Raw genomic sequence first — 23,162 nt, forward strand, 5'->3', positions numbered from 1 at the left:
CGAAACCGAACGCCGCGCCGCATTCACCGACTGGCTTCACGCCTACAATCACCACCGCGGCCACACCGCACTCGGCGGACACCCACCAGCCAGCCGCGTCCCCAACCTCTCAGGTCAGTACACCTAGGGCCTGTGTCGAAGTGAGTTGGGTGCGGTGCAACCCTCGTGGAAGCTGTTGTCTGCGTTGGCGTGTCGGGCGTGCGGATGTGGGGAGGTCTCCGGTATTCGGGTTAGCGACCAAGCATGACCAGTGAATACGGAGACCTCTTGGCCAGCGTAACGGTGGCGGGGCGAGCGGATCTGACCGACGCCCAGTGGGCACGGGTAGAGCCGCTGCTGCCCCATAACAAGAAGGCGGGCCGCCCCCCGCAGTGGACGAAACGGCAGCTCATCGACGGGATCCGGTGGCGGACCCGAGTCGGATGCCCCTGGCGTGACGTGCCGCCGCAGTACGGGTCCTGGTCGGCGGTTTATGGGTTGTTCCGCCGCTGGCAGCGAGGCGGGGTGTGGCTGGTGATCCTGAAGTTGTTGCAGGCATTCGCCGATGCCGCCGGGCGGATCGTGTGGCAGGTGAGCGTGGACTCGACGATCATGCGAGTCCATCAGCACGCCGCCGGTGCCCGCCGCGGAAGCGACCGCCAAGCCGAACCGCCCGGAGGCTGTGGTGGACCCGAGCCGACCGATCACGGCCTGGGACGGTCGCGCGGTGGCTGGACCACCAAGCTACATCTGGCGTGTGAGCAGGGCTGCCGAGCGCTCGCGATGCTGGTCACTGCCGGTCAGGCTGGTGACAGCCCGCAGTTCGCAGCCGTGCTCAATGGGATCGGGGTTGCCAGGACTGCGGGGGGACGTGCCCGATCGCGGCCAGATCGGGTGTTGGCCGATAAGGCGTACTCCAGTCGCGCCAACCGGGACTGGCTGCGCCGGCACCGCATCAGGGCCACGATCCCGGTACCGGCCGACCAGGCCGCGCACCGCCGCAACCGTGGCAGCACCGGTGGCCGCCCGCCCGCGTTCGACCCGGTCCGCTACCGCGACCGCAACGCCGTCGAACGTGGCATTAACCAGCTCAAACAACACCGCGCCGTCGCCACGCGCTTCGACAAGCTCGCCGTGCGCTACCTGGCTACTATCCATATCGCCGCCATCAACCAATGGCTACGACACCAATGAAAGCCGAACAACCCTCTCTCTCAATCGACTTCGAGGCAGACCCTCGCTGCCGCTGATCGCGTGCTACACCTGGGCCAGCAGGCGGGCGCGGAGATCATCGGGCAGACCGGCAGTGGCCAGCGCCTCGGCGCGCCGACCGTGCATCCACAGCCAGCAGGCGAAGTTGTCCGCGATCGGCTTCAGTCGCGGGTGTAGTTCCGCCGGCAACGTCCCCTCGGCTGTGACACAGGTCATCGGTTCCCAGCACACCCTGCGAATAGTCTCGGCTATGCCGACGAACGACTCCGGGTTCACGGCGGCGATGTCGAAGTATTTCTGGTGGACTCCGCTCGATGCTTTGCGGGTGTCGACGGTGAACAGCGCATTGTTGCGGCCGATTCCGGTCGCCTTGATCCACTTCGCGAGCGCCTGGCTGCTGATGTGCGATACGACCTCCAGACCGACCTGCTGACCAGCCACGTTCGACCGCGACGACCACATCGCCATTTCCAATGTCAGATCGCCGCGCCGCTGTTCCATGCGCGGGCGCGAACGCAGATAACGAATCCCCTCAGGGGCAAAGTAGCGCGCCAACTCGTCGCACACCGCGTGGAAGACGATCTTCGGTGCCGTGTGAGGAGACAGTATGCGAAGTGGACTGTCGTCCGCGAAGGTCCAAGACATCGCTATTCAAGCTATCAGGTCGGCTTCGCTGGTGTCGGAGCCATTAGTTAATGGCGGCGATGTGAATAGTGGCCAGAATGGCTCCGACGCCATGTAGGCGAGCCGAACAGCCCGCCCTCGCTCGACTTTGACACAGACCCTAGTTGTAGCGCCGACAGTCATAGGAATGCGCCGAGGATTCGGGCCGGATCATCGACGGAGATCGAATCAATTCTCCGGTGCGACTCCATGCCCGAAACCCGGCGCCAGAATCTTGTGCTCGATGAACGCGCTCAGCCGCGCAATCCCGCGCCGGATGTCCGCCACGTCGAGGTAGCTACAGGACAAACGCAGCCGGTGGCTGCCGGTGCCGTCCAGGTAGAACTGGTCCATCGGAGTCCACAACACGCCGTACTCGGAGGCTGATATCTCCAAGAGCGCAAGGTCTGCCGGCACGGGGAGCCGCACGACGACGAAGAAGCCGCCGACCGGTCGATTCCATTCGATCTCAGCCCAGTTTTTCGACCCGGCATCGAGCGCGGTCAACAGGCAGTCCAGGTTGCGCTGGTAGCGTGCGGCTTTGAGGCGGTTCTGCTGGGTGAAAGTGCCGCCGTCCGCCATCAGCATCCCACCGACGACCGCCTGTGCGAGCGGGGCGGTGTTCACAGTGACCATGCTTTTCAACGCGGCGATCTCATCGGCGAGCGACCCACCATCGTCTACCTCCTGACCTGCGATCACATATCCGACGCGAGCGCCAGGGAAACAGGTCTTGGCGAAAGTGCCGACGTGGATCACGCGTTCGTGGGTGTCCAAGGCTTTCAGCGACGGCAGCACCTGGTGACCGAGCGCGGTGAATCCGTACGGATTGTCCTCCAGGATGAGGAAGTCGGCGTGCTCGGCGAGTTCGATCAGCCGATGCCTGGTGGACACCGGCATCCGGCTGCCGCCTGGGTTCGCGAAGTCCGGCGCTGTGTAGCACACCCGTATGGGCTGCCTGGCCTGTCCCGCGATAGAGCACGTGTCGGCAAGTCGGTCGATATCGATGCCGTTCGATGATTCGGGTATCGGAACGACAGGGATGTCCAGCAGCCGCGCCGCACCGACGATGCCGGGATAGCAGGGATTGGCGACCGCGACGGCGCCCCGCGTCGACGGAGTGAACAGCGCGCGCAGCACCAGGAATAACGCCTCCTGCGCGCCGACAGTGATCACGATCTCGGACGGTCCGGCCGTGATTCCTTCGTCACGGCGCAAGGTCTCGGCCACGATGTCGTTGATGATGCCGCGGCTCGGGCCGTATTCGAACAGCAGCCGCCGGGCTCGTTCGTTGCTATAGCCCTTGTCCTGCCTCAGATGGGCGAGGAAGCGTTCTATATAGCTGTGGGGATCGAGAGTGGTGAAGAACTCGGGGTGCGGGGCGCCCGGAGCGAACGAGATGGCCTCGGGGTACCGCGACATGATCTCGTTGAGAAAGCTCACCGAGCCGAGAACGGGATCGGCGAGCGACCCGTGCAGCGTGCTACGTGCCAACCGCACGGTTGCCTCCCACTTGTTTTCGCCGACGTGATTCCTGCCAGCGTCGCTCGACGTTGCCGAGCACATCGGGGCTGTACATGCGCTCCGCCTGCACTATCGCGAATTCGGCCAGGTACCGTCGGTAGAGGTCGACAGGCTCTTCCGCGAGGATCAACATTCGCCGATTGGCGACTACGGCAGGCTGTGACAATTCCGCTACCGCGGCCGTGATCGCAGCGTCCATTTCCTCCGCCGGGACCACCTCGTCGCAGATCAGCTCGGCTGCTCGGTCGGTCGCCGCTATCCGCAAGCCGCTCAGAATGATTCGCCGGGACATTCGGCTTCCGACCGCTCTCGACAGGCGAAGGTTGGCGAGGCCGGGAACGATGCCCTCCTCGGCGGCCGGGAGACTGAAGAACGCGCCTTCCTCTGCGATCACCCGATCCAGTACCAGGAGCAACTGCATGCCGCCACCGATGGCGAAGGCGTCGACGGCACCGATCCACGGTTTCTCCGGCTGCCTGGCCACCACCGGGGCGGCGCGGGCATCGGTGAACAAGCCGCGCATGATCTTGTTGATGAAGCCGAGTTCCCGACCGAGCAGGAATTCCACGAACGAGATCCTGCCGTTGCGCAGGTCGGTGAGATTCATGCCCGCGCTGAAGACTCGTTTGCCTTGATATCGCGGGGAGCCGCTCGGGCCGCCGCGTAGGACGCCGACGCGCACCTCGTCGTCGAGCAGCGCGAGGTCCACCGCTGTTTCAGTGTCGGTCACGAGCTGATCGTTCTCGGCGTTGAGCGGGTGACCATCACGAAATGTCAGGTAAGCGGCGTGCCCGACCCGTTCGACCGCGACCGAGGACAACTCGATCTTGCCGGTGCGGCGAAAAATGTCGAGTACTTCGATCGCCGGTGCGGTCGGCATCCTCATCGCGTCGATCAGGTGGGAGCCCGAACGGGGGGATCGCAGTATCGCCGCGCAGAAGATCGCCTGGTCGATCTCGCGCCCATCGCGTTCGGCCTGAATGCGGCCGCGTTCGTCGGCGATGCTCGTCGCGGTCGGCACCAGGCCTGGGAAGCGTTCTGCTGCGGCGTGAACCAGTTCCGGCAGGCGTCGATGACGGGCGAGGCCGCTGGTCAGCACGCTGTATACCGCGTCCGCGTGCCTGGCCAGGAACGCTCGGCGCGCCGTCCTGGCCGCGGCGAAGGCCTGATCCACCGAACGTTGCGCACCGGCGTCGCGATCGATTCTCGAGGGGTAGCGTGCGACTACGTCCTCGCAGCGTGCGGTGTACTTCGCCAGACTTGTCGCATCGAGGTCCAGGTCACCGACGAAGTCGGGACCGGCTTGCGGGTCAATCATTGTGACGCCTCAGCTCGCGGTCACAGGCAGCCAGATGCACACCGAGCGCATCGTCGAATTCGGCGGAGACGGCTTCGCTGAGCAATTGCCTGTGTACCGCTAGCGCGGACCTGGAAAGCCGACGCGCGCCCAGTATCACGCGCTCGGCGACTGCCTCGGGCTCGGGAGTCAGCTCGTCGAGCAGACCGAGTTCGACGGCTTCGTTCGCGCTGAGTGTTCCGCCGCGAACCACGAGTCGTCGGACATGGCCCGCGCCTGCCTGTCGCACCAGACGGTAGAGCCCCATACCCGGCCACACGTGCCCGTCATCGGCTGTGAACGTCAATCGAGCCTCGGGTGTGCCGATCCGATAGTCGGTGGCGAGCAGGATATCCGAACCGGGGCCGCTGCACATAGATTTTGTGACCACCACGCTCAGCGCATTCGATTGCTCGAGCCGTCGGACGGCTCGCTCCCACCGCCGGACCTCCTCGACACTTGCCGTGAGAGGAACGGGCAGCCGCGTCGGTGCCGGATCATCGAGGATGAAGAGCACCGTGGCCAAGTGTGCCTCGGCAGCCAGCCGGTCGGAAGCGGCGACCAGTTGCGCGGTGAGCTCGCCTAGCGGTTTCGTCTGGTCGACTGGAATCGTCAACGTCGTCGCGCTGAACGCTGTTGCCACGCCATTTTCCTCGAGAGATCGAATTACGTCCACCCGGTGCCCTTCGGTCTTCGTCCGTCACCACTGAATCAGAGCCATCTCGATCGAGGTCCCAGGACCCATCGTCATCAACACACCGAACTCGTCGGCGGTCGCGGTGTTCTCATTGCATAATTTTTCGAGCGAAAACAGAAACGATCCGCTCGACAGATTGCCGTGGTCGCGTAGGACGCCGGTGGTATGTCGCAGGTCGAACCGGCTGAGTCCCAGGTTCAGTCGGATCGAATCGATGACCTTCTTACCGCCGGAGTGCACGATCCAGTGCGTGATGTCGGAGCGACGTAGGGCGAATTCAGTGAGCAGCCGATCCACGCTCGGTTCCGCGTGCGCGCCGATCACGTAGGGGATGTCCGGATCCAGGTAGAAACTGAACTTTCCGTGACTGTCGTCCCAGTCGTAGCGCATCGCGTGGATCGCCTCGGGAATCATCGTGCTGGAGAATCCGAGAATCGAGGGTGCTGAGTTGTTTTCCTGGGTCGGTCGGGCAATGACGGCGACGGCGGCGGCGCCATCGCCGAAGAGGCTGTTGACGACGGCGGACCGCAACGTGCCGTCGTGCAGGTAGGCGGCGGACGATACCTCCACGCAGACCATCACCGCCAGCTCACCGGGATGGGCTCGGGCCCAGGCGGATACCGAGGCGAGTGCGTTGAGACCGGCGTTGCAGCCCATGCCGACCACGTCCAGTCGGTGGCAGTGGCGATCGATGGGCAGATCGTGGACAAGCCAGGCCGCTAAACCTGGGGTGAGAAAGCCGGTGCTGGTCACACAGCACAGGTGCCGGATGTCCTCCGCTGCCGCGCCGACCTTTTGCAGGCAGGCCAGGAGTGCGTGACGCCCCAACTCGGTACCGGCTGTTCGATGCTTCTCGAGTAGCTGGCGCTGAGTCTCCTCGGTAAAGCCGCCATGGGTATGCGTCGGCGGCAAGGTTAAATTTCGTCGTTCGATCGCGCCGTTGAGAAACAGAGAACGCACACGTGAGTCGGTGATGCCGAAGCTGTCGAGCAATTCTTGTTGAGAGTAGGAGGTGGGCGGAACCGCTGTTCCGACGCCGAAAATTCGCGCAGATGGACTCACCGATTCACGCTCCCTGCCCGTTGCGCGAGGTCCACTGTGTATAACATCCATTCCCCTGAATCACACCTCGGACCCGGCCGGAATCAGCCGATAGTCGCTCGGGCAGCGTAGCCCGATCGGGCAATTCGGGGCGGCGTGGTCTGCCCACTGTTGGGACGCTCGATCGGGCCGGGTCCGGCCGCGGATCGGTGAACTCGGGTCAGGGATGGTCTTGATGGTCGTCCGGCAGCGCTTCTTGCCAGCGTGGTTCGCGCTTCTCGCGGAACGCGAGTCGGCCTTCGATCGGATCCTGGCTGGCCGCGCGGCGTTCTTCCCAGCGGTAACGGGTGGCGAACGCGGCCTCCAGGGGCCTGCCTTCGGCTCTTGTGGCAGCCTCCTTGATGGCGCGAACGGACAACGGCGAGCACCGCACGATATCCGCGATCCAGCCTGCGACGCAGGCATCGAGTTCATCCGGTGGCACAACGTCATTGATGAGTCCCAGCCCGAACGCGCGCGGTGCGGCGAGTGACCGACCGCTCATCAGCAACCCCATCGCGGTATGCCACGGGAGCTGCCGGGACAGCCGGAATACGCCACCGGCACCTGGTACCAGGCCAAGGGTGGCTTCCGGCAGGCCGAACACTGCATCGGTGCTGGCCACGATGATGTCGCAAGCCAGGGCCAATTCGAAGCCGCCACCGAGGGCGTATCCGCGCACCTTGGCGATGATCGGTTTCGACAGCTCGAAGCGCTCGGTCAGGCGCGGCCAGCCCGGCTTACCGTAGCTGCCGAATGTGGTAGGTGTGTTCGCCCCCGACTCTTTCAAATCTTGTCCCACGGAAAAAGCGCGGTCGCCGGTGCCGGACAGGACGGCAACCCGAGTCTCGGGGTCCGCTTCGAAATCATTCCAGACCACGCTCAATTCTTCATGCATTTTCGAATTCATCGCGTTCAGGACTTCGGGTCTCCGCATAGTTATGTGCGCAACTCGGGAAGTTTTTCTGTAGCTGATGGTCTGGAAATCCATGGCGACATTATATTGCTCCCGCGTCGGTCGGCAACCTATGCGATACTCGGGCCATCGAGGTCGATCAGGTGCTGGTTGCGACGAGGCGGATCCGGTATCGGTGTGTCGAACTGCCCGGCTCGCGGCTGATCGCCTCGACGGTTTCTGGGTATATCGCTTTTGTTGTACGCCGTAATCAGGCTTCGGTGGATATTCACATGAATGTACCCGAAGCTGCGACCGCAATCATTGCCGGAAGCGAAGCGTATGCAGCTTGAAGCCTTTGGCAACTGTGCGGAGCAGCGGAAATCCATGCACGTCACGAACGTTGCATTCCTGGCAGCCACAACCACCCGTACCTCCAACCGTTCATGCGCTCACCCAGCTCGAGCGTCGGAAGCTGGGTGAACGTGGAAGAGTGGGAAAAACCAGTCCGCCACCTCCCCGGTGATTGACCGGCGCCCGGTGGTGGGGGAGGGTGGAGCGATGGCGGGAGGCGAGCTGTGTCACGGGGTCGAACTGTCCAATCTCGATCAGCCGTTGTTCGACGAGGCCGGGGCGAGCAAACGGGATCTGGTGGACTATCTGGAGTTCGCCGGGGAACGGTTGCTGCGGGTGCTGCGCGGACGGCCGCTCTCGGTGGTGCGGGTGCGGCCGGGGCAGGAGCCGTTCATGCAGAAGAATCTCCCGAAGTACACGCCGGAGTGGGTGGCGCGGACGAAAGTCTGGGCGGAGAGCTCGCGGCGGGAGATCACTTACGCTCTCTGTGACGACTTGCGGACCCTGATCTGGTTCGGCAATCAGCGGGCGGTGGAATACCACCCGACTCTGTTCCTCGCGGAATCCGTGCCGGAACCCACACATCTCGTGCTCGATCTCGATCCCTCACCGGGGCAGACCTTCGCCGACGCCGTGGCAGGTGCCCGGCTGATCCGGGAAGCTCTGGCTGCGGACGGGTTGTCCGGGGCGGTGAAGACGAGTGGTTCCAAGGGTTTACATGTGTTCGTGCCGGTGGTCCCGGGGATGGATGTCGAGGACGCGGCCGCGGCGACGCGTGCCGTGGCGGCGCGAGCCGAGCGGATCGATCCGTCGGTCGGCACGACGGCGTTCATCCGGGAGGACCGTCACGGCAAGGTCTTTCTCGACGCCACCCGTGCGGGTGGCGCCACCGTGGCCGCCGCCTACAGTCCGCGTATCCGTCCGGGCGTCACCGTGTCGTTCCCGCTGCGCTGGTCGGACCTCGACGAGGTGACGCCGGCTGATTTCACTGTGCGGACCGTACCGGACCTGCTCGGCGACAACGATCCATGGCAGTCGGAGATGCCTGCCCCGCAGCAGCTTCCTCCGGATCTGGTCGAGGAGGGACACACGATCCCAGTGGCCCGGGTGCAGGCCATGCACGAGGGCAAACGACGTGCCAGGGCGCGGCGGAGCGAATGATCTGTGCGGGATCGAACGACGGTGCGCCCGCACCTGCCCGCGCGAACGCCGACGCCGGGCCGCTCACCCGACGCTGAGCTGACTGAGCGCCTTGGTGGTTCCGGCGCGCGAATATCACGCAAGGCAGATCAGGAACGCTGAAACGTTCACGGCGGGCGGGAGGATCAAAGGCAAGCATGGTGGGGCCGAGAATCCGGCCATGGCTTCGTGTCGTTGCTCCGTTGCCGGAGCGAGCACCGGTTCGGCCGTGGCGGTGCCCGAACCGATGGCGATCCCGAGGGCGAGCGCCAGGGCTGACGTCGTCGCACGCAACTTGGTCATAACGAGCCTCGCTGTCGTCGGTGCCGGGGTCTGTCCCCGGCGGATTGGGCTGCTGATTGATACTTCGGCCGCCGGTTCTCGCTCCGGCGGCGGCGCGGGGATACGGACCCGCTGTCATCGATTACCTCGCTGTCGAAGGCGTTTCGCAAGGGTCTGTTCCGAGAGTGGGCACCCCTCGGAGCGGTCGATGGGCCGAACGCGGACTCGATGACGAGGTCAGCTTCCAAGTTATTCTCGCGTGCAGAGTGTCTCGATGATAGAGAGACTCGGAGCGAGGGAGCCGCGATGGCGGAACCGGGCACGCGCGAGCAGACGTTAGGTGCGCTGCGGGACGAGATGCGCAGGCATACGACCCAGACGGTGGTGCTCCATTCGGCGGTCGAACTCGTGGCGGTCCGGGCCGAGGTGGCGGTGGCACCGTTGTTCGGCGAACTCGCGGCGCTGGACGGAGGTCTGCCGGAGGACGACGCCACACTGCGGACGCTGCTGGCTTTCGTCCGTGACGTCAACGCGGCGCTCGCGCGGGCGACGAGCCAGGTATCCGAGGCGCACACCGGCTGACTCCGCCGCCCGGCGCATCGAATCTCTACTTCCCAAAATGAGAATGAAATTCTCTGCATGGTGCACGCGATGCTGCGCCCAGGCGGCCAGCGACAGGGAAGAGGGTCCAGATGCTGTTCGAGTTCGACGCCGACCAGCGACTATTGCGCGAAACGGCGCGTGAGGTCACGGCGAAGCAGGTCCCACCCACTCTGATTCGCGACATCATCGACAAGGATCTCGAACCCGGCTCCTTGTGGCAGACCTACGTCGACATCGGCTGGACCGAGCTGACGGATCCTGCCCCGAGTGTCGAACTGGCCATTGTGCTCGAACAACTCGGCTGTGCCACCGACCCCACCCCTTTTCTGGCGTCGATGTCCCACTCGTCCCGGATGCGGGGAGGATCGAGAGTCCGTGCACGGCGGTCTATTCCGGCGTCGTCGCCCGGCCTGACGGCCGCGGATGGCGTTTGGACGGCACCGCCCACCACGTTCTCGACGGTGACCGGGCGGAGCGTTTCGCCGCGGTCACCGATGCCGGTGTGTTCGTCGTGCCTGCCGAGGCGGTGACCGCGAGCCGGGTTTCGGTATTCGATCCGGTGCTGCACGTCGCGGAGGTTCGTTTCGCGGGCGTGCGGGTCACCGGTGGCGACCGAAGCGCGGCCGTCGCCAATTCGACGCGATCATCGGGTCGTTCCAGGCCGTGCAACACAAAGCCGCCGACATGCACATCGCGATCGAGCGGGCCCGCGCGCTGGGGTATTTCGCCGCATTGTGCCTGGCAGAGGACGATTCGCGACGCCGGATGGCGGCGTCCATGGCCAAGGCCTCGGCGGCGAGTGCCAGGCGCTGGGTTTCCGCCACGGCATCCAGCTGTTCGGTGCCATGGGTTTCACCTGGGAGAACGACCTACAGTTCGCGCTCAAGCGGGCCAAGGCCGGCGAGCTGATGCTCGGCGGCGCGGCCGAGCATCGGGCGCTCATCGCCGAGGAGTACCGTGCAGCTCACCTTTGATTCCGACGTCGAGGCCTTCCGCGCCGAATTCGTCGCCTTTCTCACCGAACACCTGCCGACCGAGGCCGTCGAACGCTCCCGGTCCGGCGCGCGTGTGCCGGAATGGGCGCGGCGCTGGCAGCGCCTGCTGTTCGACAACGGCTGGCTGCTCCCGGCGAATCCGCCGGAGTTCGGCGGCCGCAACGCCACGGTGCTGCAGCAGTACGTGCACCTGGAGGAGCTGTCCAAGCGGCGGATCTACCACAGTTTCAATCCGCAGGGCGTCGGGATCGTCGCGGCCTCGCTGCTGTCGTTCGGCACCCAGGAGCAGAAGTGCCGCTGGGCGGTGCCGATCCTGCGGGCGGAGATCACCCGCCGCGCTGGGAATGAGCGAGCCGGGCGCGGGTTCGGATCTGGCCGGGTTGCGCACCCGCGCGGTGCGCGACGGCGAGGAGTACGTGGTGGACGGGCAGAAGGTGTGGACCTCCGGCGCCCACGACGCCGACGTTCTGCTGACCTTCGTCCGTACCGATCCGGCGGCCCCGAAGCATCGGGGAATCAGCGTCCTGCTGATTCCCACCGACCTGCCGGGGGTGACGAGACGACCGTTCCCCTCGGTGTGCTCGCCGGACGACCTCGACTTCAACGAGGTCTACTTCGAAGGCGTCCGGGTGCCCGCGGAGAACCTGGTCGGCGCGCCGAATCAGGGCTGGTCGGTGGCCACCGGCTCGCTTCGTCACGAACGCACGCTGCTGTGGCTGGGGTATGCCGACCGGCTCGAGGATCTGCTCGGAGACTTCCGGCCGCGCAGCGTGCTCGACCGCGACGCGTACGCGAAGCTGGTCATGGACGCGCACGCCCTGTCCGGTGGCGCTGATCAGGGACATCGCCGAGCGTGGCGCGGATTCCGCCCTACTGTGGAATGTCTATCTCGACCAAGGATGGACCTCGCTCACCGATCCGTGCGAGATGGTGGAGCTGACCATCGTGCTGGAGGAACTGGGGCGGGTCACCGATCCGACCCCGTACCTGGCCACGATGACCCACTACGCGCCACCGGCTGGTGACGCGCAGCGCCACCGCCGCGACCGCGGTGTTCGAGGGCGTATCGGCTCGCCGCGACGGCTCTGAGTGGATCCTGAGCGGCACCGCTCAGGTGCTCGACGGCGACCGAGCCGAGCGGTTGGCGGTCGCCACCGGCGCCGGAGTGTTCGTGTTGCCCGCCGCCCGGGTCACCGCGCGCCGGGTCGCGGTCTTCGATCCGCTCCTGCACGTCGCTCGGCGGGAAATCGCGCCAGCAAGGTGGCTGCGGCATTACGAGATCGCTCCCCATCCGAGCCCGGTGCCGAGGGCTCGGACCGATTCGTGGTCCAAGGTGGTCGCCAGCACCGCACGATCGCGAGATCGCGGGGAGACCCGTCCGGGCGGGCGAGGGCCTGATCTTCGACCTCGCTCCGGCCAACTTGGGACGAGAAGGCATGGGAGCAGCCGGACAGGCTGGATCTGCGCAGGCCCGCCGCCCAGCACCTCCGGTTCGGTTTCGGCCCGCACCAGTGCGTCGGGCAGCAACTGGCCAGGGCCGAATTGCAGATCATGTTCCAGACGCTGGTTCGGCGGATTCCCTCCCTGCGCTTGGCGATCCCGTTCGAGGAAATGCAATTCAAGCACGACCGCCTCGCTTACGGGGTGTACGAGCTGCCAGTGAGCTGGTAGGGCTTCGCGCCGCGTATCGGGGGAGGCGCTGTGTGCTACTCGTAGCTCGTCTCGATGTCCGGCACGCGATCAGCACCCGCCGGGCAGCCGCCGCATGCGCACCCGGCTGCCCGGTGTTCGTTCATCGGATGGACGCCCGACGCACAGTTCTGACACCACGTAGGTTCATATACAGTAATCGTGTTACTCTGCTGTCGTCCGTCAGCTGTGACGAGCCTCATGCTCCGCAGCTTTCGCGACTCGGATCACTCCGGCGAAGGGGCCGGGTGGAAGTCATGGAGAGTCATCGATGCAGCGACAGCATGGACAGTCTCGGTCGAGGTGGCGGCGGTGGGCCGTTCCGGTGGCGGCGGCGGTGGCCGTGGCCTGCGCCACCGCGGTAGCCGTGGTGGGGGTGGATACCAGGGAGGCGGCGGCCGCCCCGGTCAGCGATTTCTATCTCCCGCCCGCCCAGATTCCGTCGGAGCCGGGGGCGATCATCAAGACCGCGCCGATGGCGCTGTTCGCGACCGTGCCCACGGACAAGGGGTGGCCGGGCAAGGCGCAGCACGTCATGTACACCTCGCGGCTGCAGGACGGCTCCCCGGTCGCGGTGACCGGGACGTTCATCGACGCCACCGGCCCGTGGCAGGGTCCGGGCCCGCGCCCGACGGTGGTCATCGGTCCCGGCACCTCCGGTCAGGGTGATCGCTGCGCGATGTCGGTGGCGTTCTCCACCGGAATGACGGTGTTCACCGACCCGTCGCCGGGGCTTTCGGCGAACCAGGAACTCCCGGCCTCGGCGGTGTGGAGCGGGTTGGGCGCCCGTGTCCTGGTGACCGACTACATCGGTTTGGGCACACCGGGCATTCACACTTACGCCAATCGGATCGAAGCCGCGCACGCCGTTCTCGACGGGGTTCGCGCGGCGCACAAACTCGCGGGCGCCGCACCCGAGACGCCAGTGGTGTTGTGGGGCTACTCCCAGGGTGGCGGTGCGACGGCGGCCGCGGCCGAGATGCAAACGGAGTATGCGCCGGAGTTGAATCTCAAGGGCACCTGGGCGGGTGGGCCGGTCGCGGATCTCGCCGCGATCCTCGAACGCATCGACGGCGCTCTCATCGGCGGCGCCATCGGATTCGCCATCAACGGTCTGCTCGCGCGCTACCCCGAACTGCACAAGGCCCTGGACCGGGTGACCAGTCCCGCAGGACGCGCCATGCTCGAAACCCTCAGCAACGCATGCATCGGCGACATCATCACCCGCCATCCCTTCCTGAAGACCAACTCGCTGACCAACGACGGCCGCTCGCTCACCGAACATCTCGCGGAGCTGCCCGAGGCCGCTCCCGCCCTGGCCGAACTGCGCATCGGCAACCTGACCCCGGCCACGCCGGTTCTGATCACCAGCGGTCTCAACGACGACACCGTCCCTTACGGCCAGGCCCGCCGGCTCGCCGAAGACTGGTGTGCCGAAGGCGCCACGGTCACCTTCCGCACCAACGAGCTGCCACCGATCCTGCCCGGCACGACCATCCCGAACCATTTCGGACCGGAGATGATCGACGGCTTCGGCCCCGACAACGCGATCACCTACCTGCTCGATCGCCTCGCAGGCAAGCCCGTCTCCGGCTGCACCTTCGACTGAATCCGCCTGCGCAGAGCGCGGTCGGGCCCCGAAACGCTGGGCCCGACCGCGCTTTCGCGCGTCTTGGCCTTTCGTCCCAGACGATTTCGTGCCCCTTCGTGCCGACCCGAGAGCTCCGGGTGCCCCACCAACGCGCACAGGTCGAACCACTGCTGCGCGGTGCCGCATCCCACCGCCACCAAGCCGTCGGACGCGGTGGCGACACCCGAGACGCTGCGCCGTCGTTCCGTACGGAAGGGGCGGCCGAGGGCGTCGAAGAACGAGACCGGGAAATAGGTGAGCCCGAGGACCTGGGTCTCCAGCACGGACAGATCGTGAATGATCGTGCTCGAGGTCGGTGATCGGTTCGAGATCGCCATGCCGAGTGCGTTGGTGGCCGGCGTTGCGGTTTGGGTCGAGTCGATCGACCAGCCGACCACCCGCCGTGAATGGGTGTCGAGCACGACCGCGCAGCAAACCTTACTTTCCCGGGTGTAGTGCTCGGTGTGAGCGCAACCGCCATTCCGTGCGGTAGCGGGTGGGCTGTAGCGGACTGATGGTGTTCCAGGTGAACACCGCGGTCCCGTCGCCGTTGCGGCGGGCCGGTGGGGTGGCGATGGGGCGGGCGTCGGCAGTCGGAGAGGTTTCGATGCCCATACCAGGGCGGCCGGGAACGCCGACTGCACTTCGACGCGGGCGGTGGGCAGCCCGGTCGCGCGCTGGAACCAGCGACACACTTGCGTGGCGAACGCATCCGAACCCCACAGATCGTCAGCAGGTGATCAATATCGCCGACCGTGGCGACGCGACTCACGAGCTGAACCGGAGGCCAGCCATCGGGATAAGGGAAGCGACTTCGTTCCAATCGCTGAGCCCCATCTCGATCGACAGCGGGCGGGAAATGCAGCTGCACGGTGCGGGTGACGGGCAACCTCACCATGCTGCTCCGGACGCTCGACCTCAACAGACCCCGTATCGGGGCGGCCCGAAAGTTGTCGTTGCTCCGGTCCTCGCCGGAGGCGTCGACGATCTCGGTACACCGCGACGAAGCCCGGCGACCGGGTGGAGGCGGCGTCATCCGTCGGATGGTTCATCTGCCTCCGCCTCCTACTTCTCGAAGGGGGCAGATTCGCACTCGCCGGATCGCCTCCGAACTGAATATCGACGCGTCGGCCGCTCGAATATGTCAAGGGGGGTTGCGTTGTCAGTCAGGCAACGACGGAGCAGCTGCCAGCGGTCGTTGTCGGATGGCAATTCCGCAGGGTGCTGCCACGGCATGTCGGGGGTAAGAGGTTGCGGGTCGGGCACTCGTCGGTCCACTTCAGCCTGTATCGCAGCGATCTGGCCCACCGCCGAAAGTTTCCGTTACGCCGCGGTACATTGAGCCGACAAGTAACGGTACGTTAAATGGGTGTGTCAACGGTGACGTAACCGATTTGTAACCTGACATTTCAGGGGCGCGAGGTGAAGTCGCATGCGACAGTTCTTGCCAAAGCTCGATCCGGACTTCCGTCTTCGCGTGTGCGAGGTACTGGATCCGATGCGCTGGTCGCCGCAGGCCGTCCGTCAACGATGTCGGATCTGGGTCATCGCCACCCGTTCAGGACGCATCACCGTCCGCCTCGTCGCCGGCTTACTGATTCTGCTGGTGATCCTGCTTTTGCCGGGCGGTGCTGCCGTCGGCCGAACGGACACGGCTACCGGCGGTAGGAGCACGTCCGCGATCGACGGAGTGGCGTGGACGAATGTCCGCGATTCGTCTGGAATTCCGTTGTCGCACTATCTGTTCGCCACCGAAGGCGGCATTCTCAACCCGCGAGACGCGGTGCTTGGAAGCGTGCTGGACCTGCTATTCACGGTATTCATAGTCGTCGTGATCAGTGCTATCTGGCTGACCGGCTTCGCGGTGAGCTTTCGCTGGCTCGACTGGCTCGGCACCCCGTTGAACGCACTCGCCGACGGCCTGCGGGATCAAATCGCTACCCCGATCATGATGACCGTGGCGGCCTCGATCGGCGCATTCTTCGTGGCATTGTTCGTCGTTCGCGGGTACTACGCCAAGGCTGCACTACAGGTGGTCTGCATGCTGGTGGTTGCCGTCGTCGGCGTCGGTTATCTGGCGCACCCGCTGGCCGCTGCGCTGTCGTCGAACGGCCTGCTGGCCCAGACGCGCGACGTAGGGATCTCGGTCGCTGCGGGGCTCAGCGGCGACTCCAGCCCGGACCCGAGAGTCATTGTCGCGGACTTGAACGGCACCTTGGCCGACAATTTCGCTCGACGTCCGTTGCAGATATGGAATTTCGGTCATGTCATCGACGATTCGCCGAGATGTCGCGCGGCCTGGTCGTCCGGAATCCTGGCGGGCAGTGAATCGGAGGTCGCGCGCGGGATGCGCGACTGCGGGGACGCTTACGCCCACGCCAAGATCACGAATCCGAGCGCGGGACAGGTCGGCACCGGGCTGATACTTCTTACTTTCGGCACAATCCTCTTGCTGTTCATGTCCTACCTTTCGATCAAGATCTTCCTCGCCGCACTCTCGTCGATCTTCCACGCGATCCTCGCCATTTTCGGTTTCGCCGCGGGGGGGTTTATATACGGCCCTACTCAGGCATTCCTGGTGCGCAACCTGGTCGACATGGTCGGCGATGCCGGGGCTCTGGTGGTCTACACCACCTACCTCGGTTGCTACGCCCTTGTACTGGACCATGTCTTCAGATCGGCGCCGGACAGTGGTATGGCTGTGATCTTCGTCGGTGGGGTCGTGGTGATCGCGGGCTTCGTACTGCTGCGACGCCTCGATCTCCACCTGCTCGGAGGTCAGAGCCGGATCGCCGAAAAGATCCGTGCGGCAATCGAAGGTAGGCCGGCCTCGGCTGGCGGGCCATCCACGGGGATCGGCGAGGCGAGCCTGCGCTATTCGCTGTCACCAGGCCGAGCCTTGGGAACGGCACTACGCGATGTCGCCGAATTCAACGCGAACCCCGTCGCGTCTTTCATGTTCGGCCGCCCATCGCCGCTGACTTACTACTCGAGCCGCATGCAAGATATGAATTACCTGAATTATGAACTGCTTCGAGGAAACGTACCGCAGCGGGCCGCCGGGAGCTGGATGGCGCGACTTACCTTGGGAAAGAATGCGCACGATGCGGCTGCCAGGGCTTCCGTGCACGAATTCGACGGCATCAACGCGCGAAGCGCTGCGGCAGCGATGACGACCATCCTCAACCTCGGTGCCGACCGTGCAGACGCCATGGGCGCCCTCGCCACGGCACATTTTCCCAGCCAGATGCGAAGATGGGCTGCCGAGGCGCATGCCCGGACCATGCAGTCCGCCGAAGACAACCCGATGGAATACGGTCCCTTGAAAAGAGTTGCCGCTGCCTTGGACTTGGCCGAGAATTCCCGGCCGTACGGCGTCGCCGAGCGAAACGCCCACAATGCCCAATTTGCAGAATCCGCAGCTCTGTTCCACCGCCTCACTCCCCGCCCCATGCACAACCGCAGCGATGCAGCTTGGGAATCCGATCCATTGGTCCGGGACACGGTGCGACGAAGCTACGCGACGTTCGATGATTTCCAGCGAGTCGTAACTCCGGAAAGGTTTGCGAAAGCTGATGAGGACACTCGCAGATATATAGCATACCGGCTTTCCCGGGATCTGTTCGAAGCGGGAGAACGCTACTACCGAAACCCGGACGATCAAGCCGTCCGTGAGGAAGCAATGCGGCGCAAGGACAGGGCCGTATATGTCGATCTGCGGCTAGCAGGTACCAATATAGGGCCGTGGACAAACTAATAATCTTCGATGGACTGGGTGATCGCCAAGTGGCAATATTGCAAAAGAATTTGATAGTCTGCCCACATCACCCGTCTCTTCGTGGACGGGCTGTGCTGCACGCTTCCTCAGGATTCCGGCATCGCTGTGCGCGGAGCACGGAACATCCCGTGCGCGAACCTCCCCGGCAAGCGGGCGGCGACCGCGGCACTGTGCAACAGCGACGAGGAATTCCAGCCCCTGGCCGCCGAACAGCCGCTGCTGGGCCCCTATCCGCGCGACCTTGGCCTCGAAGGACAAGGCGTTCCACCGGATTCGCGCTGGGAACCGGGCGCACCAGCACCGGCCGCTCCCGCGTCGGCTCCCGCACCTGCCGGCGCACCATCGATCGGCATCGCGCGATACGACCCGCGGACCGGCAACTACCTCGGCCCGGACGGGCGTCTCTATCAGCAGACCGACCTGGCGTCCAAGGCCGGTCGAACTTGGACGGACATGTTGCCGCACTGACCGCCGAGACCTGAAATCAATTCGCATGACTCCTGGTCGGGGCATGACCGATACTCGACCCACAGGAGTCGATGTCGGAGGTAGGGGACTTGAAGTTGGCGGAGGCGTTGGCGTTGCGCGCGGATTCGGCGCGCCGGATCGAGCAGTTGCGCGCTCGCATCGTGAGCAATGCTCGTTTCCAGGAAGGGGAGGAGCCGGCCGAGGACGCGTCGGCTCTGCTGGCCGAGGCAGACCAGGTGCTCGGTGAGTACGAGACGCTGATCCGGCGCATCAATCGCACCAATGCCTCCGCACGGATCGAAGCCGACGCCACCTTGACCGACGCGTTGGCCCGCCGGGACGCGTTGCGCCTGCGGCACTCTCTGGTGACCGCCGCCGCGGACGCGGCCGCTGGCAAGGGGCAGCCCGGGTACGCGCGTCAGCTGCGCTCGGAACTGAAGATGCTCGCGGCGTTGCCGGTCGCGCAACTGCGCGCGCAGGCCGATCAGCTCGCCAGGGAACTGCGTGAACTCGACGTGCGCATTCAGCGCTCCAACTGGGAGGTCGAACTGCTGGACTGACACGAGGAAGTGGAGCAGGTAGTCATCGCGGAGGCGTGCACGCACCCGATGGCCGGCGGGATATTCGGCCACCTCTCCGGCGCACGATGGGCAGTGCGAGGGGTTCGATTCCCCTTCTCACACCGCAGCCCAGCACCGCGCACAAGAGACGGTGCACAGCACACAGCACACCACCATGTGCAGATCCGTGACGACGAGGGCGGGTACGGGGCACTCCACCGCGCGTCATTCCCAGAGTTCGCCACACGGCAGCGGAGGCAGGTCGGGGCGGACGTCGTCGTCGACGGTGATGACGAATCCGCCGTGGGCGCCCAGCTCGGCGGCGAGGTCCGCGATCTGTTCGGCGCACGCCTGGAAATCCAGTGAGATGCCGCCGGTTTCGATGTGGATGTGCCGGATGCGGCGGGGCGTCCGCGCGACCGCTTCCCGACGCGGACGTCCCGCGAGCATCGCCTGGGCGGGCCGGGACATCACGGCGCCGATCGCGCGGAGCGTCTACGGAGCAAGAGGGCGAACATCTTGATGACGCCGTTGTAACTCAACCCCACGGGTCCGAGCTTGACCTTGATCTTGCCGTGGAAGTCGTCGCCCTCGCGGGAGGTGATGGCGGCGCCGGGGACGCAAGGGGCGAGGCGTTCCAGATCGAGCAGTACCTGCCATGCCTGCGCGGCCGGTACGGGGATGTTGAACGTGTTGTCGAGTTTCATGGCAATCCTTCGGTGCTCACGCCTGCCCCGCGGTCGGCGTCTCGGCGTTCAGCGAATCGGCGGCGGCGCGGACCGCTCGGACGATGCCCTGGTACCCGGTGCACCGGCACAGGTTGCCGGAGATGGCCTCGCGGATCTGGGTCTCGGTCGGGTCGGGGTTCTCGCGCAGGAAAGCGGTGGCGGACACGATGAAGCCGGGGGTGCAGAATCCGCACTGCAGGCCGTGGTGATCCCGGAATGCCGCCTGCACCGGGGAGAGTTCGCCGTCGGGTCCGGCGATGCCCTCGACGGTGGTGAGCTCTGCGCCGTCGGCCTGCACGGCGAACACCAGGCAGGCGCGCACCGCCTGCCCGTCGAGCATGATCGTGCATGCGCCGTGCTCACACCCGAGATGGGTACCGGTCAGACCTCGCGGGCGCCAGCGCCGGATCGACCTCCGGGGTGCGCATCCAGAACTCGAATTCCGGTGCTGCGGTGCCGAGATCGTCGAGATCCACGCTCGCGCGAGTCTCCCAGGGCAGCAGGTCCCACTCCACCTTGTGCTCCGGGGTCAGCACCGGGGGCGTGGCCGCGATGGTCTGTCGCTGCGGTCCCTGTTCCTCGGCGTGCAACGAGACCGAGGCGGTCGCCACCACGCCCCTGGACTGCTCGGCGATCAGCGACAGCGTGGCGAAGGAGCGGCCCGCGTGATGACAGTGCACCCGATACCGGATCGGCTCGTCGGTGCGGCCTTCGCGGACGAAGACCGTGTGCAGGGACTTGATCGACTTGTCCGGGACGCCGGCGGTGGCCGCGCGGACGAACTGGCCGAGCAATTGGCCGCCGAACACCCGGCTATAGGCCAACCGCAGGTTGCGGCCCTCGAATCGGGCGTCGGCGTCGTCACCGGACGGCGTCGCGGACAAGTCGAGACAGGAGACGAGGTCACTCCACAGATCGGGCATACGCCCGAGTGTAAGCTGGATTCTCGTATAGAAGAACATAATTCTCATCCGCGAGCGAAGCCGTGCGCGCAGAAGTGCCATACTTCCGACGCGGTGATCGGATGCTGCGTCTCGTCGTCGGAGGATCCCGCCGACTGCGCGGTGAACATGACGGTCTGCATGACCATCGCCGCCGTCCGGCGGGTGTTGACCTCGGGGCGCAGTTGCTCGGCTTGCTTGGCCAGATCCATCAATTCGGTGAACAGCGCCAGCATCGGCGCGTGCGCGACCTTCACATGGTCGGGGTGCGAGATCAGCAGTTGCGGCGCGAAATCCGTGAACAGCGGCCGCTGGGCCGACGGATCGGGCCTGCACAGCTCGAACAACAGCTCGACGGTCACTTGGAGCTTGTCCAGTGGGTCGGTCTGGCCGTCGGCGGCGGCGCGCAACTGGTCGGAAGTGCGGCTCAGCGCGTCCTCGAACAGGGCGAGCAGCAGCTCGTGTTTGCCGTCGAATTGCAGGTAGAAGCTACGCAGGGATTGTCGCGAGCGGTCGACGACCTCCTGCACGGTGAAATCCGTGCTGCCCTTCTCGGTGATGATCGCCTGGGCGGCGTCGAGGAACCGCTGCACGCGCTCCTCGGCGCGCAACTTCGCGGTGCGGAGGGAGCGCTCGACGGCGCGCTGCTTCCAGGCCGGTTTCTCGCTCGGGCTGGTCACGGGCGCCTCGGTCCTCGGTCATATGAAGAGAACATGAATGCACTGTATCGGAGAACGGTGTGTCATCGGGTTCTTGGGTCACCGTGTCCGACCTTCTGTTGAGACCATCATTTCCAGTGTCGAGAATGGTATTCTCACAGTCATTCACGCATCGACGCGGGAAGGAGGTGCGCCGCGATGGAACTGACGCCGCTCCCGTCGCCCTGCTTGCACCTCGGCGCGTCATCGTCGCCGGGCCCGCGCCTGGCTTCTCTCGGACTCGAGGAGCTCGATTTGTACATTCGCTATCAAGTCGCAGACCGGATCGCCACCATCACCCTCGACCGGCCCGAAGCGGCCAACGCGCAGAACGGCGAGTTGCTCGACCAACTCGACGCCGCGTGGGTTCGCGCCGCCCAGGACGAGGATGTCGCGGTCATCGTGCTGCGCGCGGAGGGCAAACACTTCTCCTCCGGACACGATCTGAAGGACAAGTCGTGGCCGGACCCGAGCAAGATCACCCTCGACCGCATCTACGGACTGGAGTCGCGCCGGTACCTGGAGTACTCACTGCGCTGGCACAATGTGCCGAAACCGTCCATCGCGGCGGTGCAGGGCCGGTGCATCGCGGGCGGCCTGCTGCTGTGCTGGCCGTGCGACCTCATCGTGGCCGCAGCGGCACAGCGATATCGGGCCACTCCGCGAGCAGGTCCGGCCAGCCGAGTCCGGCCAGAGCAGCGTCGAGATCCCGCCCCGTGGCCGCCACCATGGTCTTGCGCAGCGTCTCGGTGAGCAGGTCCAGTTCCGCCCGGTCCGGAAGGGATTCGGTCACGGTGACTCCTTACCCAGGTCCAGCAGGCGGCGGGCGATGATATTGCGCTGGATCTCCGCGGTTCCGCCGTAGATCGTGGCCGCACGGGAGTAGAGGAACTCGGTGCGCCACGGCGAGTCGGCCAGTTCCACCGCGCCGGGCAACAGATCGCGCGCGGTGTCGAACAGTTGCTGCTCGGCGGCGGCGAGCAGCACCTTGTCGACCGAGGTCTCCGGCCCGAGTCGGGCGCCGTCGGCCAGGCGCCGCTGGGTCGCGTGCGAGCGGCACCGCACCGTGTGCAGCGCCAGGTACGCGGCGCCGAGTTCGGCGTCGTCGGCGATCGTGGTCTGCTCCAGCACTTGGTCCAGCCGGGTGAACAGGTAGGCGATCCGGTGCCAGAAGCAGGTGGAGCGCTCGTAGGGCAGCAGATCCATCGCCACCCGCCACCCGTCGCCGGGCTTGCCCAGCATGCGATCGGCGGGCACCACCACCTCGTCGAAGAAGACTTCGGCGAACTCGTCCACGCCGTGCATGGTGCGCAACGGACGGACGGTGATCCCGGGGGAGTCCATATCCACGAAGAAGGCGGTGATGCCGTCGTGGCCGGGCCCGGTGCGGCGCCAAGGGTGCGGCCTTCGGCTACCTGGGCCACAACCTGCCCCAGGAGCGGCTGACCGTTGCGGTCGGCTCGGTCGCCCAGGCGCGGGCCGCGAGCACCGCGACGGTCGAATACACCAAGCAGCGCAAGGCCTTCGGCATGCCGGTCGTGTCGTTCCAGAACACCGAGTTCGAACTGGCCGCGATGTCCGCGGAAGTCGAAGCGGCGCAGACCATGGTCGACCGGGCGGTGCTCGACCTCGTCGATGGCGCGCTGTCCGGCGCGGACGCCGCCCGCGTCAAACTCTTCTGCACCGAGGTCCAAGCCCGCGTCGTGGACCGTTGCCTGCAACTGTTCGGCGGGTACGGTTACATGATGGAGTACCCGATCGCCCGGTTGTACACCGATGCGCGAGTAGCGCGCATTCTACGCGGGCACCAGCGAGGTCATGAAAATGATCGTGGCACGAGATCTGGGCTTGTCCTGAATCCGCGCGGACGC

Annotated in this window: 21 protein-coding genes and 8 pseudogenes; 15 read left to right on the forward strand and 14 right to left on the reverse strand. The window is 65.6% G+C overall.

The genetic code is table 11. The annotated features are described in order from the left end of the window. Both M8859_RS33605 and M8859_RS33610 read left to right on the forward strand, forming a co-directional pair. Positions 1-127: pseudogene (locus tag M8859_RS33605) on the forward strand (integrase core domain-containing protein); the annotation flags it as partial. A gap of 116 nt (positions 128-243) precedes the next feature. After that, the gene (locus M8859_RS33610) at positions 244-1,173 is read left to right on the forward strand and encodes an IS5 family transposase (RefSeq protein ID WP_249645468.1); all 930 of its coding nucleotides are present in this window, start codon (positions 244-246) and stop codon (positions 1,171-1,173) included. Between the two features lie 63 nt (positions 1,174-1,236). Here M8859_RS33610 and M8859_RS33615 read toward each other — a convergent pair whose 3' ends face one another. The 6 genes from M8859_RS33615 to dpgD all read right to left on the reverse strand — a co-directional run bounded on the left by M8859_RS33615 (position 1,237) and on the right by dpgD (position 7,482). Further along, positions 1,237-1,836, reverse strand: a complete 600-nt coding sequence (locus tag M8859_RS33615; RefSeq protein WP_249645469.1) for a hypothetical protein — start codon at positions 1,834-1,836, stop codon at positions 1,237-1,239. Between the two features lie 207 nt (positions 1,837-2,043). Beyond that, on the reverse strand, positions 2,044-3,354 hold the full coding sequence (locus tag M8859_RS33620; protein WP_249645470.1) for an aminotransferase-like domain-containing protein: 1,311 nt from the start codon (positions 3,352-3,354) through the stop codon (positions 2,044-2,046). Then, the gene (locus M8859_RS33625; RefSeq protein WP_195072175.1) at positions 3,338-4,696 is read right to left on the reverse strand and encodes an enoyl-CoA hydratase/isomerase family protein; all 1,359 of its coding nucleotides are present in this window, start codon (positions 4,694-4,696) and stop codon (positions 3,338-3,340) included. The genes M8859_RS33620 and M8859_RS33625 overlap by 17 nt, the downstream gene beginning before the upstream one ends. Then, positions 4,689-5,357: an enoyl-CoA-hydratase DpgB gene (dpgB, locus tag M8859_RS33630; RefSeq protein ID WP_249645471.1), complete on the reverse strand. Its 669-nt coding sequence runs from the start codon at positions 5,355-5,357 to the stop codon at positions 4,689-4,691. The genes M8859_RS33625 and dpgB overlap by 8 nt, the downstream gene beginning before the upstream one ends. 57 nt (positions 5,358-5,414) lie before the next feature. Then, a complete protein-coding gene (dpgA, locus tag M8859_RS33635) occupies positions 5,415-6,473 on the reverse strand; it encodes a 3,5-dihydroxyphenylacetyl-CoA synthase DpgA (RefSeq protein WP_249645472.1) in 1,059 nt (352 codons plus the stop codon). 199 nt (positions 6,474-6,672) lie between these two features. Further along, positions 6,673-7,482 (reverse strand): enoyl-CoA-hydratase DpgD, encoded by an 810-nt coding sequence (dpgD, locus tag M8859_RS33640; protein ID WP_249645473.1) that lies wholly within the window; start codon positions 7,480-7,482, stop codon positions 6,673-6,675. 465 nt (positions 7,483-7,947) lie between these two features. Between dpgD and M8859_RS33645 the strand changes: the two genes are divergently transcribed. Continuing rightward, complete coding sequence (locus M8859_RS33645) at positions 7,948-8,901, forward strand: DNA polymerase domain-containing protein (RefSeq protein WP_159929698.1); 954 nt, start codon at positions 7,948-7,950, stop codon at positions 8,899-8,901. Positions 8,902-9,015: 114 nt separating this feature from the next. Here the strand turns inward: M8859_RS33645 and M8859_RS33650 are convergent, their stop codons facing one another. Next, on the reverse strand, positions 9,016-9,222 hold the full coding sequence (locus tag M8859_RS33650) for a hypothetical protein (protein ID WP_159929696.1): 207 nt from the start codon (positions 9,220-9,222) through the stop codon (positions 9,016-9,018). 285 nt (positions 9,223-9,507) lie between these two features. Between M8859_RS33650 and M8859_RS33655 the strand changes: the two genes are divergently transcribed. The 6 genes and pseudogenes from M8859_RS33655 (at position 9,508) to M8859_RS33680 (ending at position 14,097) form a co-directional block, all read left to right on the forward strand. Beyond that, positions 9,508-9,783 carry a hypothetical protein gene (locus M8859_RS33655; protein ID WP_159929694.1) on the forward strand — a complete coding sequence of 92 codons (276 nt, stop codon included), beginning with the start codon at positions 9,508-9,510 and terminating at the stop codon, positions 9,781-9,783. A gap of 110 nt (positions 9,784-9,893) precedes the next feature. Beyond that, positions 9,894-10,778 (forward strand): annotated as a pseudogene (locus M8859_RS33660) (acyl-CoA dehydrogenase family protein). Continuing rightward, positions 10,762-11,620 (forward strand): annotated as a pseudogene (locus M8859_RS33665) (acyl-CoA dehydrogenase family protein); the annotation flags it as partial. The pseudogenes M8859_RS33660 and M8859_RS33665, both read left to right, overlap by 17 nt. Further along, positions 11,619-12,036 (forward strand): annotated as a pseudogene (locus M8859_RS33670) (acyl-CoA dehydrogenase family protein); the annotation flags it as partial. The pseudogenes M8859_RS33665 and M8859_RS33670, both read left to right, overlap by 2 nt. 106 nt (positions 12,037-12,142) lie before the next feature. Next, positions 12,143-12,470: pseudogene (locus M8859_RS33675) on the forward strand (cytochrome P450); the annotation flags it as partial. 289 nt (positions 12,471-12,759) lie between these two features. After that, positions 12,760-14,097, forward strand: coding sequence for a lipase family protein (locus M8859_RS33680; protein ID WP_249645474.1), 1,338 nt, complete (start codon positions 12,760-12,762; stop codon positions 14,095-14,097). Between the two features lie 113 nt (positions 14,098-14,210). Here M8859_RS33680 and M8859_RS37835 read toward each other — a convergent pair. Beyond that, positions 14,211-14,456 (reverse strand): annotated as a pseudogene (locus tag M8859_RS37835) (hypothetical protein); the annotation flags it as partial. Here M8859_RS37835 and M8859_RS37840 point away from each other — a divergent pair. The 4 genes from M8859_RS37840 (at position 14,416) to M8859_RS33700 (ending at position 18,924) form a co-directional block, all read left to right on the forward strand. Continuing rightward, positions 14,416-14,574: a hypothetical protein gene (locus tag M8859_RS37840; protein WP_195072195.1), complete on the forward strand. Its 159-nt coding sequence runs from the start codon at positions 14,416-14,418 to the stop codon at positions 14,572-14,574. The pseudogene M8859_RS37835 and the gene M8859_RS37840 overlap by 41 nt on opposite strands. 976 nt (positions 14,575-15,550) lie before the next feature. Next, the gene (locus M8859_RS33690; RefSeq protein WP_249645475.1) at positions 15,551-17,875 is read left to right on the forward strand and encodes a hypothetical protein; all 2,325 of its coding nucleotides are present in this window, start codon (positions 15,551-15,553) and stop codon (positions 17,873-17,875) included. 126 nt (positions 17,876-18,001) lie between these two features. Further along, positions 18,002-18,364, forward strand: coding sequence for a hypothetical protein (locus M8859_RS33695; RefSeq protein ID WP_159929688.1), 363 nt, complete (start codon positions 18,002-18,004; stop codon positions 18,362-18,364). Between the two features lie 89 nt (positions 18,365-18,453). Beyond that, entirely contained in the window at positions 18,454-18,924 is a 471-nt protein-coding gene (locus tag M8859_RS33700; RefSeq protein ID WP_195072180.1) for a DIP1984 family protein, read from the forward strand. Positions 18,925-19,149: 225 nt separating this feature from the next. Here the strand turns inward: M8859_RS33700 and M8859_RS33705 are convergent, their stop codons facing one another. Genes M8859_RS33705 through M8859_RS33725 form a run of 5 tightly spaced genes read right to left on the reverse strand, consistent with a single transcriptional unit; the run spans position 19,150 to position 21,273 of the window. Beyond that, positions 19,150-19,398, reverse strand: coding sequence for a hypothetical protein (locus M8859_RS33705; protein WP_195072181.1), 249 nt, complete (start codon positions 19,396-19,398; stop codon positions 19,150-19,152). Continuing rightward, complete coding sequence (locus M8859_RS33710) at positions 19,395-19,631, reverse strand: SRPBCC domain-containing protein (protein ID WP_159929682.1); 237 nt, start codon at positions 19,629-19,631, stop codon at positions 19,395-19,397. The genes M8859_RS33705 and M8859_RS33710 overlap by 4 nt, the downstream gene beginning before the upstream one ends. Before the next feature lie 16 nt (positions 19,632-19,647). After that, positions 19,648-20,124: a (2Fe-2S)-binding protein gene (locus M8859_RS33715; RefSeq protein ID WP_504928426.1), complete on the reverse strand. Its 477-nt coding sequence runs from the start codon at positions 20,122-20,124 to the stop codon at positions 19,648-19,650. Then, entirely contained in the window at positions 20,012-20,575 is a 564-nt protein-coding gene (locus tag M8859_RS33720) for an acyl-CoA thioesterase (RefSeq protein WP_159929678.1), read from the reverse strand. The genes M8859_RS33715 and M8859_RS33720 overlap by 113 nt, the downstream gene beginning before the upstream one ends. A 44-nt stretch (positions 20,576-20,619) precedes the next feature. Further along, a complete protein-coding gene (locus M8859_RS33725; protein ID WP_159929676.1) occupies positions 20,620-21,273 on the reverse strand; it encodes a TetR/AcrR family transcriptional regulator in 654 nt (217 codons plus the stop codon). A 273-nt stretch (positions 21,274-21,546) separates the two neighbouring features. On the opposite strand from M8859_RS33725, the gene M8859_RS33730 reads away from it, so the two are divergent. Then, the gene (locus M8859_RS33730) at positions 21,547-22,044 is read left to right on the forward strand and encodes an enoyl-CoA hydratase-related protein (RefSeq protein ID WP_321212730.1); all 498 of its coding nucleotides are present in this window, start codon (positions 21,547-21,549) and stop codon (positions 22,042-22,044) included. A gap of 36 nt (positions 22,045-22,080) precedes the next feature. Here M8859_RS33730 and M8859_RS33735 read toward each other — a convergent pair. Then, positions 22,081-22,680 (reverse strand): annotated as a pseudogene (locus M8859_RS33735) (acyl-CoA dehydrogenase family protein); the annotation flags it as partial. On the opposite strand from M8859_RS33735, the pseudogene M8859_RS33740 reads away from it, so the two are divergent. Further along, positions 22,680-23,148, forward strand: a pseudogene (locus M8859_RS33740) (acyl-CoA dehydrogenase family protein); the annotation flags it as partial. The pseudogenes M8859_RS33735 and M8859_RS33740 sit on opposite strands and share 1 nt — an antisense overlap. Positions 23,149-23,162 lie beyond the last annotated feature (14 nt).

The organism is Nocardia sputi, from assembly GCF_023501985.1.

Bases quoted from the DNA above. Each gene is read 5' to 3' on its own strand.
- M8859_RS33610 (WP_249645468.1), top strand. From the start codon at position 244: ATGACCAGTGAATACGGAGACCTCTTGGCCAGCGTAACGGTGGCGGGG.
- M8859_RS33615 (WP_249645469.1), bottom strand. From the start codon at position 1,836: ATGTCTTGGACCTTCGCGGACGACAGTCCACTTCGCATACTGTCTCCT.
- M8859_RS33625 (WP_195072175.1), bottom strand. From the start codon at position 4,696: ATGATTGACCCGCAAGCCGGTCCCGACTTCGTCGGTGACCTGGACCTC.
- dpgD (WP_249645473.1), bottom strand. From the start codon at position 7,482: ATGGATTTCCAGACCATCAGCTACAGAAAAACTTCCCGAGTTGCGCAC.
- M8859_RS33645 (WP_159929698.1), top strand. From the start codon at position 7,948: ATGGCGGGAGGCGAGCTGTGTCACGGGGTCGAACTGTCCAATCTCGAT.
- M8859_RS33650 (WP_159929696.1), bottom strand. From the start codon at position 9,222: ATGACCAAGTTGCGTGCGACGACGTCAGCCCTGGCGCTCGCCCTCGGG.
- M8859_RS33655 (WP_159929694.1), top strand. From the start codon at position 9,508: ATGGCGGAACCGGGCACGCGCGAGCAGACGTTAGGTGCGCTGCGGGAC.
- M8859_RS33680 (WP_249645474.1), top strand. From the start codon at position 12,760: ATGCAGCGACAGCATGGACAGTCTCGGTCGAGGTGGCGGCGGTGGGCC.
- M8859_RS37840 (WP_195072195.1), top strand. From the start codon at position 14,416: ATGATCGTGCTCGAGGTCGGTGATCGGTTCGAGATCGCCATGCCGAGT.
- M8859_RS33690 (WP_249645475.1), top strand. From the start codon at position 15,551: ATGCGACAGTTCTTGCCAAAGCTCGATCCGGACTTCCGTCTTCGCGTG.
- M8859_RS33710 (WP_159929682.1), bottom strand. From the start codon at position 19,631: ATGAAACTCGACAACACGTTCAACATCCCCGTACCGGCCGCGCAGGCA.
- M8859_RS33720 (WP_159929678.1), bottom strand. From the start codon at position 20,575: ATGCCCGATCTGTGGAGTGACCTCGTCTCCTGTCTCGACTTGTCCGCG.